Origin of the sequence: Sphingobacterium sp. UBA5670 (assembly GCF_002420705.1) — a bacterium.
Lineage (GTDB): Bacteria > Bacteroidota > Bacteroidia > Sphingobacteriales > Sphingobacteriaceae > Sphingobacterium.
In genome coordinates, this window is sequence record NZ_DIIM01000021.1 from 132507 (window position 1) to 148892 (window position 16386).

A 16386-nucleotide genomic window follows, 5' to 3' on the forward strand; every position below is an offset into this window, starting at 1 on the left:
TCTCCTACCTTTATCGCGGTTTAAAAATCACCTAGTCATTTAAACAGCTACAAAACAAATGAGAAAACATTTGATTACCAGCATTTTGCTAAGCACAATTGGTACATCAGTTACCTATGCGCAAAATGAAACAACCTCTGCTCTGAATGGAACCATCAGGGAGGGAAATTCGCCAATCAATGGAGCTACTATCGAAGCCATTCATTTACCTTCTGGGACAAAGTATGTCACTTCATCACGTATTGACGGCCGCTATAATCTTCCCAATTTGAGAATTGGTGGACCTTATCAAATCACAGTAACTTATCTCGGGCATTCTCCAAACATGAAGCAGATCGAAAAACTCGCTTTGGGACAAAGCTCGACGCTCGACATTCAGATGCAGTCCAACGCACAGGTATTGGATGAAGCTGTCGTTGTAGGAACAAGACAGGGAAAAGTCTTCAATTCCGGCCGAACAGGTGCTGCACAAAACATTTCCCGAACAGCAATTCAAAATCTACCTACACTGAATCGAAGCTTTACTGATTTTGTCAAACTGAGCCCTCAATTTTCGATGCAGTATGGTAATCCTTCCTTTGCTGGAAGAAGCAACCTTGCGAATAACTTCACCATCGACGGGGCGCTATTTAATAATGCTTTTGGATTACAGGGGACTATTGGAAGTCAAACAAACTCGCAACCCATCAATATGGATGCCTTTGAAGAGATTTCTGTCAATATCGCTCCTTATGATGTCAGACAAAATGGTTTTACTGGTGCAGCAATCAACGCAGTTACGAGAAGCGGTACCAATGAAGTACAAGGATCCTTAAATTATTACTTCAGGAATCAGAGTTTAGTCAATAAATACAATTCAGCAGGGTTGAAAGCACCAGTAAACAACTTTAGCCTAAAAGGCTATGGTTTTACGGTCGGTGGCCCAATTATAAAAAACAAACTATTCTTCTTTGCAAGTGGTGAACTTGAACGACGAGTAGATCCAGGAACAAACTTTATTGCTTCCCGTGGAGGCAATACTGGCCCGAATATTTCAACCGTATCTGCTGAGAAACTCGATGATCTCGCTAAATACCTCAATTCAATTGGCTATAATCCAGGAAGCTATGAAGATTATCCCTTAGATACACGCAGTGACAAATTCTCTGTTAAATTAGATTACAATATCGATCAAAAAAATACATTAAGCGCTAAATATTTCTATTTCCGTTCCTACCGTGACATTCTACCATCCAATAGCGGTGCGCCCAAAAATAATAGACAACCGTCTAATGTTGGGCTACCATTCAGCTCCGCTGGATATGGCATAAACAACAACATGGACAATGTGAATTTAGAATTACGTACGCGTATCAGCAGTAAATATTCCAATTCCCTCACCGTAGGATACAATGTCATGAACGATTATCGGGAATCTAAAGGAGGGCAGCCATTTCCTTTGGTAGACATCATGAATCCTGACGGAAGTAGCATGACGGCATTTGGTTACGAGCCTTTTACAGCATTTAACAGTCTAAAAACGAAGGTATTTCAAGCAACCAACAACTTTAATATTTATGCCGGAAAACACGAAATTACAGTGGGGGCCAATTTTGAAAACTACAAAACCACCAACGGATTTGCACCGAACTATTATGGTGCCTATACATTTGCCAGTTTAGACGACTTCTATAACTCTGCAAAAAATAATGTTTCCAACGCTACCAAATACCAAGTCCAATATTCTGTTTTACCCGATGGATCGTTTCCTTATGCAGAGATCTCGGCGCGTATGTTTGGTCTATATGCGCAGGATGCCTTCGCTGTAAACAGCCATTTTAAATTGACTGCTGGATTGAGAGCTGACTTGACAAACATTTCTTCACCTAACGAACTAAAGAATGATAATGTCACAAAGCTGAACTTTGATCAGGGTGAAAAGATTGACGTTTCAAAATATCCAAAAAGTGCTATTCTTTGGTCGCCAAGAATCGGATTTAACTGGAATGTCAATGGGACAAATCAAACGCAGCTACGCGGTGGATCGGGGATTTTTACCGGTCGTCCGCCATTGGTATGGATTTCGAATCAGGCCGGCAATAATGGTGTAATGTTTGGTTCTGAGTCCATCAATAACCCTACAAATCGTCCGTTTACACCTGATGTAGATGCTTATCGTAATGTAAATCATCAAACGGCAGCCAACAACTCGAGTTACAACTTGGCAGTGACAGATAACAACTTCAAATTTATGCAGCTTTGGAGAACGAATCTTGCTGTTGACCAAAAATTACCAGGTGGTATTATCGGTACTTTTGAAGCCTTGTATTCAAAAGATATCAATTCGGTGTATTTCCGTAATGTCAACCTAAATACGACAGATGGCAAAGCTTTAGCTGGGGCCGATAACCGCATGCGCTACAGCACACCGCGTATTTATGGCGCTGCACAGCCTACACCTGAAAACCCTAATATTTCAGACGCCATCGTGATGTCCAACACATCAAAAGGCTATAGCTATACGTTGACAGGAACCTTATCGAAAGAATTCAAAGGTGGCTTTTTTGCCAATATAGGTTATACCTATACGGACTCTAGATCGGTCAATGACGGTGGATCCATTGCGCAGTCGATGTGGCGTGATCGTTATGTATCTGGTAATCCAAATAGTGCTGATCTCTCCTATTCTACTTATTTGGTTAAAAATAGATTCATTGCCAATTTCTCTTACCGTAAAGAATACCTAGATCATTTGGGAACAACATTCTCTCTATTTTATCAACTACAGGATGGTCCACGTTATTCCTACACCTACGGCGGTGACTTAAATAATGATGGCTTGTCAGGTAATGATTTGATCTATATTCCGAACAGTAAGGACGAGATTGCCTTGGTCGTTGACAATGCACAAGACACCAGGTCTTCAGATCAATTATGGTCTCAGTTAAACGGCTATATTAATCAAGACAATTATCTCAATGCGCACAGAGGTCAGTACGCAAAACGTAATGCATTGGTAGGTAAAATGATTGGAACCCTAGATATTCGTATTGCTCAAGATGTATTCTTAAATACCGGCAGCAAGAAACATCAATTGCAGATTACCTTCGATATATTTAACTTCGGGAACATGATCAACAAAAGCTGGGGTGTAGCTCAATTTGCCAACAAAGCAAATGGTATCTTAAATTACAAAGGATTAAATGCACAGGGACAACCAACATTCTCCTTCCCTTATTTAGATGCTACCAATCAGATTCCGCTCACCAACACATTCTCAAATAGTGTGGATGAAACCTCACGCTGGAGAATTCAATTGGGTGTACGCTATCGATTCAACCAATAAAACAAAAAATAACGTAAATTTGAACCCATCCTCAAACAAAGGATGGGTTTTTAGTTAAAGAGTATAAATAGATGAAAAAACTAGCACTTTCCCTATTCGCCATTTTTACTTACATCGCCTGTCAGGCCCAACATTTTGACCTCATTCCTTTGGGAATATATGGCGGTGAACAAGAAGACAATCTGTCTGCCTACTTAGTAGGAATTCCAAGTGATACGACCTTCCTATCCCTCGATGCAGGGACCATAAATACTGGAATAAGAAAAGCCATTCAACTAAAAAGCCTAAATGGGTCCGTCGAAACGGTTTTACGTAATCAAATAAAAGGATATTTTATCTCCCACGGTCATCTCGACCATCTATCCGGCCTTATTATCAACTCACCCGCTGACAGTAAAAAGAATATCTTCGCCATAGCTCCAGTACTTCAGATTCTACAAAACCATTACTTTATCACAGATACCTGGATAAATTTTGGCGATCAAGGGCAAAAACCCATACTTGGAAAATATCACTACACAACCCTACAAGAGGGTATCACGACATCGGTTCAAAATACGCCATTGTCTTTGACGGCATATGAACTTAGCCACGTAAATCCTTATAAAAGCAGTGCTGCACTCGTTCAGCATGATAATCACTATTTACTTTATCTCGGCGATACGGGAGCCGATCGGGTCGAAAAATCTAATCAGCTGGACAAGCTTTGGAGAAGTATTGCCCCTCTAATTAAGCAGAAACAATTAAACAGTATATTGATTGAAGTATCCTTTCCTAACAGTCAACCGGAAAATCTACTTTTTGGACATCTTACCCCTAATCTGTTGCTAGAGGAACTTCAAAATCTCAAAGAAAAAACAGGGCTGAAAAACCTCGAAGGGCTCACTATCGTTGTCACCCATCGAAAACCAACAGGTGATAATCCGAAGATTATCAAAAATGAATTATTAAAGAATAATCCGCTAAAAGTGAATTATATCTTCCCTGAGCAGGGGAAAAAAATAAGCTTGAACTAGTAGTTTATCATAAAGATGAAACCTTAATCGGTTTCATCTTTTTAAGAACTATAACGCTTCGATGATATTTTCTATACTTAAACGCGATTTCGCTGTCATAGAAGGTTGATTGGTGTCATCAGCATCCCGATAACCAATGGCCACCGCAAATAGTGTCTGATAACCTTCAAGGTCCAGTATCTCATCATAAACCTCATTTTCAATTCCTTCCATAGGGGTCGCATCAATTCCATTCGCAGCACACGCTGCAAGGAAAAATCCCAAAGAAAGGTAGACTTGCTGCTTCATCCAGGATTTAACGTGCAACTCCCCTTTCGATCGTAAAAATTGCTTATAATAATTAATTGACCCCTCAGGAAGTGTATTTTCAATTTGAGTTTCAAACCGTTCGACATCGGTAAGGGCGCTAAAAACGACCAAATGACTAGCCTCATTTATTTTCTGTGCATTCCAGTAAGATGCTGCAGCAAGCCTCTGCTTCACCTCCCCTGAAGAAACAAAGAAAAATTTCCAAGGCTGACTATTGATAGAAGATGGACTCAGTCGGATTATTTCCTTTAATTCAGTAATCTTATCGTCAGAAATGATCTCCACTGAATTATACTTTTTCGTTGTGTAACGTTGCTTTGCTGTTTCTAAAAAAGCCATAACATACAATATTTAATTAACTATATTTTTTATAGTTGCAAACTTAAATATAGTGTTATATATTTGCAATAACGGTCAAAATTGATAGTAACAGATGTATTTGATAGACAACAAACAATACCCCTGCAGTACAAGCCTGACAATGAAATACATAGGCGGAAAATGGAAAGCAGTTATCCTAATTCATTTAATTGAAAAAAAACGTTATAATGAATTAAGAAAAGAATGCGCATTAATTACCGAACGGACCTTGAGCTTACAATTAAAGGAACTTGAAGCAGATGGTTTAGTAAAACGGACAGTACATACGGACAAAGCGCCATTAAAAGTAGATTATGAGCTTACCGCTTTCGGTAAAACACTTATTCCACTATTAGAATCTATTGCTGAATGGGGAAGAGAAACAGCTAGCCGGACGGAACGGATTCAGCACATGTAAAACAGAATCACTAAATTCTTGATGATGAAAGGGCATCTGAAAAAATTAATGCTTTAATCGAAAACTTTGATGTGGGAACATAGCTAGCCTCAAATTAAGATAAAGTCAAATGCGGGAGTTTTCCGATCAGGAAGTTGTTGCAAAATCCAACTTCCTGATGCACTACACTCCGTTAAACACCTTTGGCCCAACATACAATAAAGCCACTAAAAACGATCGTCTACAAGTTCTTTATTAACCATCGCTCCGGCCAAATTTCCTGTAGCAACCGAATTAGCAACAGAACGCATCATACTGGAATTATCTCCACAGGCAAAAACACCAGCAACTGTTGTTTTCTGAAAATTGTCTATTTTAATATGTCCCTGCTCTGTCAATTCACACCCTAAAGCCGCGGGAATTGCGGAATGTTGTCTAAACGGAATAGCGGCATAGATTGCATCAAATGCAAGCGCACGGCCATCTTTCAATTGCAGCTGCTGAACCCAGCCATTCTTATGCTGGATCTTATCAATTTCACCTTCAATAAGGGCAATACCGTGTTGTTGAAGCTTAGCCCTTTGCTTATAGTCAAAATCAGCTTTACCAGATGTCAATAGCGTTAAGTCTGTCGAGAGATTGTTGACTAATCCCGCTAAATGGAGGGCTCTTTCCCCGTTAGCCATAATCGCTGTTTTTCCCTTTCTAAATTCATAGCCATGACAGTAAGGACAATGTATAACTGAAATACCCCAACAGGCTGAAAACCCCTGTATACTTGGCATAATATCTTCCACTCCAGTTGCAAAAATAAGTTTCTCTGCTTTAAAAATTTCCCCATTTTCAGTTGTTATCTCAAAACCGTCCGCTATTTTCTCACCGCTGACAGCCATGCCCTTCTGAAACTTGACACTTGGATAATTCAATACCTCCTCTTTCGCCTTTTTTGCAATAAACTGTGGCTTTTCCCCATCATGCGTAATAAAGTTATGTGAATATGGAGTCTGTCTATTACAGGGAAGCCCACTGTCAATAATTAGGACATTCCGCAATGAACGTCCCAATGCCATTGCCGCAGATAATCCTGCATAACTCCCCCCAATAATGATTACTTCATAGCTTCTATTGTCTTTCATATATGCTTTTTTAGTTATTACTTCTCTTTTGACAAATGATTATATAAAATGGAAAATTCTCCTCGACTTCCCGGATCTCCAGCAGTCCATATTGATCAAATTCGGCGTGAATAGAATCAAAATCATAAAAGAACATATTTATTCCACCAAACATGGCAAACTGCTCGGCACCTATCTTCTCGCCCTTTCCGTAAATACTCGCTTGTTTAGAAACACTTGTAAAAATCATGTAACCTCCTTCAGCGAGTTGATCAAAACAACGCCGGACTAATGCTGCACGTTCATCAGCATCCAATAAATGAATTAATGCGTAACAAAAAATTCCGCCATAGCAGCCGGTGTCGAAAGGCATATCGTTGACTGATCCATGATAGATAATTGTCTCTGTTCCGAAATATTTTCTAGCAAGTTCAATTGCAGTTTTTGAGATCTCAATCCCTGTGATTTTAAAACCATTGTCTAAAAAGATTCGACCATTTCGGCCATAGCCAAAGCCTGGAATCAAAATATCTCTTATATTCCTTTCCAAAAAGAAATCCTTTGCAAAAATAGCTGATTGGGCAGCTTCAGTACCCCACATTTCTTGCTTCTCAACAAAACTACGTTCCCAAAATTCCATACTATAGATTCTTATTTTTTCGAAACCTGATTGTACTGTAGAAATAACAAGCGATTCTGTTATTCAAAGTTTATATAGCGAAGATAATACTTTTACACTATTGCAACTATGTAGCAAAATCGATAAATGCAATTAAATTGCAAATAAATTACAATCGGATGAATTATTGAAATCATGGTTATTTATCAGTATTGAAAACCAGTTAGGTTCTTGGATATCTTTGCTCGGAACAAAAGATGCTTACTCCAACAATAAGAACATGAAGAACATGAAAATCATAAAGACAATACTAACAGCCTCACTTCTTCCCTGGCTAACCATGCAGGCCAGTGCCCAAAAATTAGATAAAATGACTTGGTTCAATGAACCTGCCGAATGGACTATCAAAGACAATTCTTTAACGATGTCTGTGACAGCAAAAAGTGATTACTGGCGTATATCCCACTATGGTTTTACCGTAGATGACGCTCCCTTTTTCTATACGCTGAGGGGCGGAGAATTTGAAGTTAAGGCTAAGATTTCAGCTAAATATAAAAACCGGTTTGATCAGGCAGGTCTCATGTTGCGTATCGATCATGAAAATTATATAAAAGCAGGAATAGAATTTGTAGATGGAAAATACAATTTGAGTACTGTTGTTACACATAAAACGAGTGATTGGAGCATCATCCCCATCGAGAAAGAAATCCCATTCATCTGGATCAAAGCAACACGTAGACTAGATGCAGTCGAATTCTTTTACTCATTTGATGACAAAGAATATATCATGATGAGAAATGCCTGGTTGGCGGATAATCATCCGGTCATGGTTGGTCTAATGGCTGCTTCACCTGATGGCGACGGTTTCCAGGCTAAATTTGATTATTTTAATATCAAACATCTTGCGGATCAACGGCGAACCAGATGGCTAAAAGAAAATAACTCGAACTAAAAAACGTTTCAGTCCGTCTAAGATTTTTTTAGACGGACATATATTTAAATCGCTTCATTTTCTTCCTGAAAAAGCCTATTAAAAACACTGACAGCCTCATGTGAATTCCGAACACGAAGCTTTTGCAAAATATTTTGACGATGACGATTGACTGTATTTATACTCAATCCCAATTTTACAGCAATACTTTTACTGATCATTCCGGCTTTGATACAGTTCAAAATCTCTTTCTCACGTCTACTAAGCGAGGTTTTGAGTCCTCCTTCATACAGCGGATATACGGTGCCCGATATCTGATTAAAAATGTAATTTCTAATATTGACTGAACGTTCGGTTTCGGGCATGATGGAATAGCAGCATAAGGCTAACTGTGGAAATTCTCTGCAGCCGGTATCTAGGTAAAAAATCTGATGTGACATAAGGATAGTCTGCCCGTCCTTTCCTTCTACCCGTAGGATACTGTTCGCTTGATAATGGAATCGGTCTTCAACATCCACATTTTTTACCAAATCGAGAAATTGAAGTTCCAATGCGTGCTTAACAACCAAATCATCGGGATAAACTCGTTCAAGAAGAAAATCTTCCCAAATACTATTTATTTCCAATTTCTTCTCATTGGAAGGAACATGAAGCTTTTCCGCAATCGCTCCAAAATAGGTATAACTCCAGTTGGCCGTTAGATCACTCAATACAGCTATTCCATTATGAATTTCTGCGAAGACCTTCGCATAGCTTTTATATTTTTTTAATACAGATAAATCTACGTTGCTATTTCGTAATACCCGTTCTGAAAAACTTTTACTCAAATTTTTCTTGAGATCCTTCTCCATAATGATTCATTTCTAAAAATCACTAAACATCTAAAAAGAAAGTCCTACCCGAAGATAGGGCAATGTTGCTTCTTTACTGAAACCTATTACTCCCTGAATGGTCAAAAGATCTCCAGGCATAAAATAAATCCCACCACCATATCCCATATGCCAATCATTGGAGTTTTCACGGCTCATCCATACACGCCCAACATCGTAAAAACCAATTGCCCCCACTGTACCGGGAACTAAATAAGATGAATAGCTAAATAATTTCAAACGCATATCAAAATTATTATAAAGTGCCGTTTTTCCAGTAAATCGCCTTGAGTTATATCCTCTTAAACTCATCTCACCACCAATTTGAGCATGTTGATAGAAATATGGATCTCCCCATACCGCATCCAATCCTACACGATTCGCAAAAGTGATATAATTGTCCGCAATTGTTTTGTAAAAACTCATCGCATGCTGTAGTTTTGTATAATTCCGCCCCTCGCCGCCAACTTCAGCATTCCAGCCCAATCTTGTGTGAAAATGAACTCCTGATTTGGGATTCGTGATATTATCACGCGTATCGTAATCTATTCCGGCAGCAAGCCCAGTAAAAAAATTACTACCATAGATAGGCTCCGCAGGATATTTTTCATGGAACTCTTCAAAATATCGTCCAATATTATTTAACTCTTTACTATTATAATACTCGGACGAAGAACCATAGAAAAGTTTTAATTTAGGATCCAAATACTTCTCCAAAAAAATATCGCCGGAGACAAGGTCAAATCGATTACGATAATAAGAGATACTTTTTGAATCCGACTTATCGAAAACAGTGCTGTTTCCATATCCGAAAAAGTTGCTCAGATTTTTGGGACCGAGGGAAGAAAAATGAATATAAAGATCATGCCCTGCAATAAGTTCCTTATAGTTTCCTTTATAATCAAACATAAATGACTCACGACCTGTTAGATAACTTGCCATAATCTGGTGTCGATAAGCATAAGGTTTTTTCCGGAAACCTTGATTTTCGATGAGGTAACCCAGTCCAAAAATAAGTCCACGATCGACGCCATAGTCCAGATTAAAAACAACTCCTTTACGGTCATACACGAAATTATCGTATTCGAATTTATGGATTGCAGTATCGCTGCTCAGTTTTAAATGAATATTATCAGCAATTTGCATACTACTTGTTGATTGATCTTTGGAATCATAGATATAGACTTTGCTTCCGTTCGTAAACTTTTCAGTTGTACGATACAGATCCTCACCGTCTCCGCCAATGATACGAATCTTAATGGGCGACTTACCTGAACCATGGAACTTATACTCATCTCGGCCAGAGAGTCCATAGATCCTGACCTCTTTGGTCTGGCTTGGCAAAAAGGTACGTTCAAGCAATTTCCGTCCTTGAGTTCCATCCTTCTTTTTGTTGTGTATAGTGACAGATACTGATCCTTCCTTATTGTAATCGATGTCCACAAATTCAGATTTTGCAGATAGAGGCAACTCGACAAGTCGCGCAAGAAAACGATAATATGTCAGTCCGGTTTCCATAAGCTCATCTCTTCTCGATCGAATATTTGTTTCCAGCTCTTTAGCACTCATTTTCACGATGGTATCTGGCATCGTTAACATCGCCTGATGAATCAGGGAATCGGTGAGTGTCTTCTGAACAAATTTTATTTCATCAATCCATTCGTCCTCGGTAAGATGAGTAAGAAAAAAATGGTCAAAATTGCTGGCATTAAAATTCCAGTGCGGCACATTACGTATATGCGGACTAAAGGGCTGTAAATGGGCCTTTAACCACTGGTAAGAAAGTAATGTCGGAAATATACCAGATGTTTTATAATAGACCTTATCCCTGTCCCGGGGCACGGGCGTATAAATCTTTTTGCCCTTTTCTTTTTCAGGATCCCAACGCCAGTTATCCTGGTGGCGGTCCCAGTCCCCTAAGGTAAAATCAAGCATCCGTGCGCGCAGTGTCAATTTCTGGTCAATCTGGGTATCATTATCTTCCAGCACCTTGCGTATCACCTTTGCACTGTTATCTGTTTTTTGATCTTCGAAAGGCGTACGGGCTTCAAACATATAAGCTCTATTTTTGAAGACCTCTCGATATTCACCGAATCTGGCATCGTCCCCGACAAAAACTAATTCTGGGGATGCAGAAGGAATACCCAGAGCCTTGTTAAAAGGCGGAACGGTCAATGCCCCAAATGGATGATGTATTGAAATCTGATCTTGTACAATATCTTTCGCAAAGGTCTTTCGGAGACTTTCCGGAAGACTGCGCTCCGGATATTTTTGAATAGACCGCAGCACCCATTCCCTACCTGAAGAATCTACCAATCGAAGTGACTGTGTTTGCATTCCCCCACCTAGCTTGACGATCTGAAGTCCGCCACGTTCAGTCGCGAGGTCCATTACACGCATTTTAACCGGGGTATTATATAACTTACGGTAACTATCTCCAAGCCAAAACCGATGCGCCAGGCTCACCCGATCGTATTCAGGTGCGATAAGCGTGGTAATACTATCGAGACGCTGTGCATGTGAATTAACAACAAAGCAACAGGCGATTAAAGTAAAGATTCTTCTCATTCTATTTAAGTCGGTCATCCAGAACAGCGACAGTAGATACTCACGCAACTGTTAATGCTCCTTCTATTCGTACAATAGTCAACACTCCTCAAATCATCGCATACTATTAAGCAACGATAAGATCGATTGTTGATCAAGGCTAAAGTTCCCCTTTTAAAGCAAGGAATCAAAGACTTTCTGTTCCTTTTTTAGTTTAAAGCCTAGACTTTCGTAAAATTTGTGGCTCTCGGTTCGAATAACATTGCACCGAACACGCAAGCGCCCCCCCTTTTGACCTTGCCCAATCTGTGGCTTCCTTCACTAATAATCGACCTAGCCCCTGACCACGGTATTGATCGTCGACAACCAGGCCCATGATTTCCACATAGCCACCGGTCTCCAAACTGATGACCCGATGTAGCTGAATCCAGCCAATAACCTTTTCATCAGTGGTTCCAACGAATACACCATAGTCTTGTTGAGACAATACACCAGTCAAAATAGTCTTTGCCTTTTCAGCATCTCCAGAATACCCGAGCTGTTCGGTCAAACCTGCGATTTCCGAACAATCCGACAAGACTGCCTTTCTTATGTCCATGACATAAATATTTTAATAATCAACCATTTAATATTGATCCAATAATCGTCGATGATAGTTTATTTGCCCCAAATGATAAGTCAAATGTGTGGTCAAATGGACAAGAAAATAGGCTGTTGTCGTTTTCTCTTCGAACACCAAAATTGGATAAATTTCTTCCAGTTGATCTTCTGACAAAAGGTCTAATGCCTTGGTTACGACTGCAATCGTATCATCGATTTTATCCAATAATATGGAGCGAGGGATATCCTTCAAAGAAAACTCTGCCGCTCGATCCCTGATATACCCCGTTTTCCCTATTTCAGCACCGATATAAGTCTGTAGATTTCCAATCAAGTGCAAACACAGGTTTCCGGCCGAATTTGAAATACAATTTTCAATAATCCACATATTCTCTTCCTGTCTGTACAAAGAGATTTCATCTCGAAGCTTTTTTAAATCCCGGTGGAAAAGACTTTTTAAAGTTTGTATAAGCATGCGTTAAATGTAATCATAATTTCTACTTACCGACAACAAACTACCTTAAATGAAACAATCACTTACAATTACAAGTCATAGTATATCGAAAATATCCGCTTTAAACTTCCAACAGCCTGGGATAATATGTAACTTCAATCAGATATAATCAAAATTTTATGCCATACAATCAAAATAACAATGAAGATATTTCAGAAATTCCCAAGGAAAACCTGGCTAATTTTTAGCATTATAGCGCTATCCATCACCCTATTTTCCATCAAATGCGGCAGTGCTTCTGACGGGAATGATCGTATAGGCTTCCCATTCCCCTTTTATGAATACTTTGGCGGAAAGCGCTCGATCCCCATGGAAAATCGACGTTCATTTCAAGCTATTTACCTTCTTTTCAATCTGCTTATCTATTTTGGTCTAGCATATTTTTTTAGCATTTTGATAAAGAAAAACAAAAAATAACGTATTTTAATATTGAATAAAATTTTCCCAATTTCACTACAAACAAATTTCAAATCAAAAAACTGGACAATGAAGAAAAGTGCTAAGATAACCAATCAAAGTATAGAATCGGCAGGGCTACCCAAAGACCCTAAACATGTTATCGCTGAATATATATGGAATGGATTTGATGCAAAAGCAACCGAAATTGATCTCTTCATCGACAGCAATGAATTGGGATATATTAATCAGATAAGCATAAATGATAATGGAGAAGGAATAAACTTGGATACACTCTCCTACTCATTTGGAAATTTTTTGGATTCGATAAAAAAGAACAGCCTAAAACGTAGTTCCTATACCAGAGGAAAAAAAGGAAAAGGACGCTTTTCTTTCTCTCTTTTTGCTACACGTGCTAGTTGGGATACCACTTTTAAAGAAGGTGAAAACTTGAAGACCTACCGCATTCAAATCGATAGGGAAAGTAAAGAACAGTATGATATGAGCGAAAGCAGACTGTCCGAAAGTAAAAATACCGGAACACAAGTTAGCCTTGAAGGCGTTTTTGGACTAAATGCTATTTTTTTCGAAAGTGATGAATTTACAAATTTCTTAGCACAGGAATTTGGCTGGTTTCTGTATCTAAATAAAGTGCTAAACTACAGCATACGTATTAATGGCAAACAATTGACTTATGATCACTTAATTCAAGAAACCGACCGTCTTTCCTGGACGACCTATGCCCCAGACGGAAACTCTTCTTATAATTTTACGATCAATTACATTCGCTGGAACCAGCAAATCGGTGATCGATATTACTATTATTTCCTGAATAGCGAAAAGAAAGAAATTGCAAAAGTACTCAGCAGCTTTAATAACAATGCGATCAATTTCCACCACTCTGTATATATAGATTCCAGTTTCTTTGACCATTTCGAACAGGAAGATATCGCCGTCTCCACAGATGATAATCTTTTTTCAGGAAAAACCAAACAAGTTGTCTACCGTAATCTGCTCGCTGAATTACGCGATTTCCTGGATAGGAAACAGAAAAAATATGTATTAGAACATGCAGTTGCCGTCAAACTTGTGGATCTGGAAAAAAAAGGGCTTCTACCCATCTATACACAATCTGAAAAGGATGAAAAAAGAAAACGTACCCTCTTGGCGCTGATTCAAGAAATATATATTGTAGATCCACGCATTTTCTTTGGCATAAAAACAGATCTCATTCAAACCTATTTAGGTTTTATTGATCTTTTATTGCAATCGGAAAAAAGCAAAGACATTCTTCCGATTATCGAGCAGGCCCTTCCGTTAACCGATAAAGAAAAGAATCGTATAAAGCAGGTTTTAGCGCATGCTAGCATTGATGAAAATAACATCTCTGATCAAGAAAAATAGCGTGTTTTTATTTAATGACTTTTAGATGTCAATAAATAAAATAAAAAGTTAGACTTTTGCTTAACACTGTTAAATTATTTACGCATTGACACATGGGCAGTAAAGAACGTATACAAAGGCTCAAAGATGAGAATAGAACCAACATTCTAGATGCTGCGCTCCAAATTGTAAAAGAAGAGGGCTGGCAAGCTTTGAGTATGCGTAAAATTGCAGATATCATTGAATATACTGCTCCCATGATTTATGAGTATTTTGCCAATAAAGATGCTATTTTAACAGAACTCGCCAACCAAGGTTATCTCCTGCTTGCCAAGAAAGTAAGACAAGCAAAATCAACAGAAACCGATCTGGAGAAACAATTGGAAGCAATGTGGTTTAGTTATTGGGATTTTGCTTTTGAGGAACGCGAATTATACCAGTTAATGTTCGGCATCGGTACAGCATGCTGTGGGTTTGAAAAAACTTATAAATGTGCTGAATCCCATGGTAAGCTGATTAGTGATGTCATCCGTGAAATCATGAAAGAGAAAAATCCATCCGAAGAACTGATCTGCAGAAAGTATTTCACCTATTGGTCTATTATACATGGACTGATTTCGATCAATCTTGTCAATCAGGGTAATGGCGATAATACCAATCAGGAAGTACTGAAGGATGCTATTTATGGCATTACACGCTCTCTGACTGACTAAATTTTTTTATACTAAAAAATACAACGTTAAAAAATCTAACACCGTTAAATACACCAAAACTTCAATTTTTTAATATCACATGAAAACAAATTTATCACCAAGTCTTAAGAGGATTTACGTTCCAGCACTTAACAGTGTTAAACGAATTAATATCGTAAAGACTGCATATGTGCTGAGTGCAATCTTTCTATATAGCTGCTCAACAGGAACAAGCAAACCTATTGATCCACCGCCAGTTAACCTTCCCGTCGTTACAATCGAGAATGGCAATGAAACCGTTTATCAAGAATATCCGGCTACAATCGAAGCTTCTGCCAATATTGAGATTAGACCTCAGGTAGAGGGAATCTTGGAACACATTTATGTCGATGAAGGAGCGAAAGTAACGCAAGGCCAGGCGCTTTTTAAAATCAACGATCGCCCCTATCAGGAACAGCTAAACCAAGCGAAAGCAAATTTGCTCGCTGCAAAGGCTACCTTGGAAAACACCGAGTTAGAAGTCGAAAAGAAAACGCGTTTGGTCAATAACAAGGTATTAACAGACTTCCAATTAAAAACCGCAATCAGTGCGCGTAATGCTGCCAAAGCAAATGTACAATTAGCTTTATCTGCTGTGGAGGCTGCAAAAATCAATGTTGGCTATACGCTGATCCGAGCTTCTGCCGAAGGATATATTGGTAGACTACAACGAAAACAGGGAAGCTTGGTAGGTCCAACAGACCCACAGCCACTTACAGCGCTATCGAATGTCAGAGACCTTCATGTTTACTTCTCCTTGGGAGAAAATGATTTTATCGCATTCAAAAACAACACCGAAGGCAATAATCTGCAACAAAAACTAAACAATCTTCCTCCGATTAGTTTGGTTCTTTCCGACCAGACAATTTATGATCAGAAAGGAAAAATAGATATGGTAGATGGACAGTTTGATAAAAATACAGGCGCTATTACCCTTCGGGCCACCTTCAACAACCCAGAGGGGGTCTTGCGCAACGGTAATACTGGTCGCGTAAGGTTACCAAAAAAATATGCGCAAACATTATTGGTACCGCAGCTTGCAACACTTGAGATGCAGGACAAAATCTTCGTTTATACAGTTGGAAAAGAAAATAAAGTCGTTCAACAGCCAATTACTGTCATTGGAAAAAGCGGCGCTAACTACCTCGTTAGTAAAGGGGTAAAAGCGGGAGACCGTATCGTTTATAAAGGCATTGACCTTCTTCAGGACGGGCAAAAGATTACTCCACAAGCTTTATCAAAAGACAGCATCAATTCATTATAATTAGAAAAAT

Annotated in this window: 14 protein-coding genes; 7 read left to right on the forward strand and 7 right to left on the reverse strand. The window is 38.9% G+C overall.

Features of this window, described 5'->3' with window-relative positions; translation table 11 throughout:
* Nucleotides 1-58: 58 nt before the first annotated feature.
* Nucleotides 59-3325: a TonB-dependent receptor gene (locus tag B3C94_RS18540; protein WP_293906444.1), complete on the forward strand. Its 3267-nt coding sequence runs from the start codon at nt 59-61 to the stop codon at nt 3323-3325.
* 71 nt (nt 3326-3396) lie between these two features.
* Nucleotides 3397-4341 (forward strand): MBL fold metallo-hydrolase, encoded by a 945-nt coding sequence (locus B3C94_RS18545; protein ID WP_293906446.1) that lies wholly within the window; start codon nt 3397-3399, stop codon nt 4339-4341.
* A gap of 48 nt (nt 4342-4389) precedes the next feature.
* Here B3C94_RS18545 and B3C94_RS18550 read toward each other — a convergent pair whose 3' ends face one another.
* On the reverse strand, nt 4390-4989 hold the full coding sequence (locus B3C94_RS18550) for a nitroreductase family protein (RefSeq protein WP_293906448.1): 600 nt from the start codon (nt 4987-4989) through the stop codon (nt 4390-4392).
* A gap of 94 nt (nt 4990-5083) precedes the next feature.
* Between B3C94_RS18550 and B3C94_RS18555 the strand changes: the two genes are divergently transcribed.
* Entirely contained in the window at nt 5084-5428 is a 345-nt protein-coding gene (locus B3C94_RS18555) for a winged helix-turn-helix transcriptional regulator (protein ID WP_293906450.1), read from the forward strand.
* A gap of 206 nt (nt 5429-5634) precedes the next feature.
* Here B3C94_RS18555 and B3C94_RS18560 read toward each other — a convergent pair whose 3' ends face one another.
* Together B3C94_RS18560 and B3C94_RS18565 are read right to left on the reverse strand one after the other, a co-directional pair.
* Nucleotides 5635-6543, reverse strand: a complete 909-nt coding sequence (locus B3C94_RS18560) for an NAD(P)/FAD-dependent oxidoreductase (RefSeq protein ID WP_293906452.1) — start codon at nt 6541-6543, stop codon at nt 5635-5637.
* Nucleotides 6544-6553: 10 nt separating this feature from the next.
* Complete coding sequence (locus B3C94_RS18565; RefSeq protein ID WP_293906454.1) at nt 6554-7162, reverse strand: class I SAM-dependent methyltransferase; 609 nt, start codon at nt 7160-7162, stop codon at nt 6554-6556.
* 268 nt (nt 7163-7430) lie between these two features.
* Between B3C94_RS18565 and B3C94_RS18570 the strand changes: the two genes are divergently transcribed.
* Complete coding sequence (locus tag B3C94_RS18570) at nt 7431-8093, forward strand: DUF1349 domain-containing protein (protein ID WP_293906457.1); 663 nt, start codon at nt 7431-7433, stop codon at nt 8091-8093.
* Nucleotides 8094-8137: 44 nt separating this feature from the next.
* On the opposite strand, the gene B3C94_RS18575 is transcribed toward B3C94_RS18570, so the two are convergent.
* The 4 genes from B3C94_RS18575 to B3C94_RS18590 all read right to left on the reverse strand — a co-directional run bounded on the left by B3C94_RS18575 (nt 8138) and on the right by B3C94_RS18590 (nt 12563).
* Entirely contained in the window at nt 8138-8923 is a 786-nt protein-coding gene (locus B3C94_RS18575) for a response regulator transcription factor (protein WP_293906459.1), read from the reverse strand.
* A 30-nt stretch (nt 8924-8953) separates the two neighbouring features.
* The gene (locus B3C94_RS18580; RefSeq protein ID WP_293906461.1) at nt 8954-11509 is read right to left on the reverse strand and encodes a BamA/TamA family outer membrane protein; all 2556 of its coding nucleotides are present in this window, start codon (nt 11507-11509) and stop codon (nt 8954-8956) included.
* 193 nt (nt 11510-11702) lie between these two features.
* Nucleotides 11703-12086 (reverse strand): GNAT family N-acetyltransferase, encoded by a 384-nt coding sequence (locus B3C94_RS18585; RefSeq protein ID WP_293906463.1) that lies wholly within the window; start codon nt 12084-12086, stop codon nt 11703-11705.
* 27 nt (nt 12087-12113) lie between these two features.
* A complete protein-coding gene (locus B3C94_RS18590; protein WP_293906465.1) occupies nt 12114-12563 on the reverse strand; it encodes a DUF1572 family protein in 450 nt (149 codons plus the stop codon).
* Nucleotides 12564-13088: 525 nt separating this feature from the next.
* Between B3C94_RS18590 and B3C94_RS18595 the strand changes: the two genes are divergently transcribed.
* From B3C94_RS18595 to B3C94_RS18605, 3 genes are all read left to right on the forward strand, one after another.
* Nucleotides 13089-14402 carry an ATP-binding protein gene (locus B3C94_RS18595; protein WP_293906467.1) on the forward strand — a complete coding sequence of 438 codons (1314 nt, stop codon included), beginning with the start codon at nt 13089-13091 and terminating at the stop codon, nt 14400-14402.
* Between the two features lie 92 nt (nt 14403-14494).
* Nucleotides 14495-15094 (forward strand): TetR/AcrR family transcriptional regulator, encoded by a 600-nt coding sequence (locus B3C94_RS18600; protein ID WP_293906469.1) that lies wholly within the window; start codon nt 14495-14497, stop codon nt 15092-15094.
* A gap of 79 nt (nt 15095-15173) precedes the next feature.
* Nucleotides 15174-16376, forward strand: a complete 1203-nt coding sequence (locus B3C94_RS18605) for an efflux RND transporter periplasmic adaptor subunit (protein WP_293906471.1) — start codon at nt 15174-15176, stop codon at nt 16374-16376.
* Nucleotides 16377-16386: the final 10 nt, after the last annotated feature.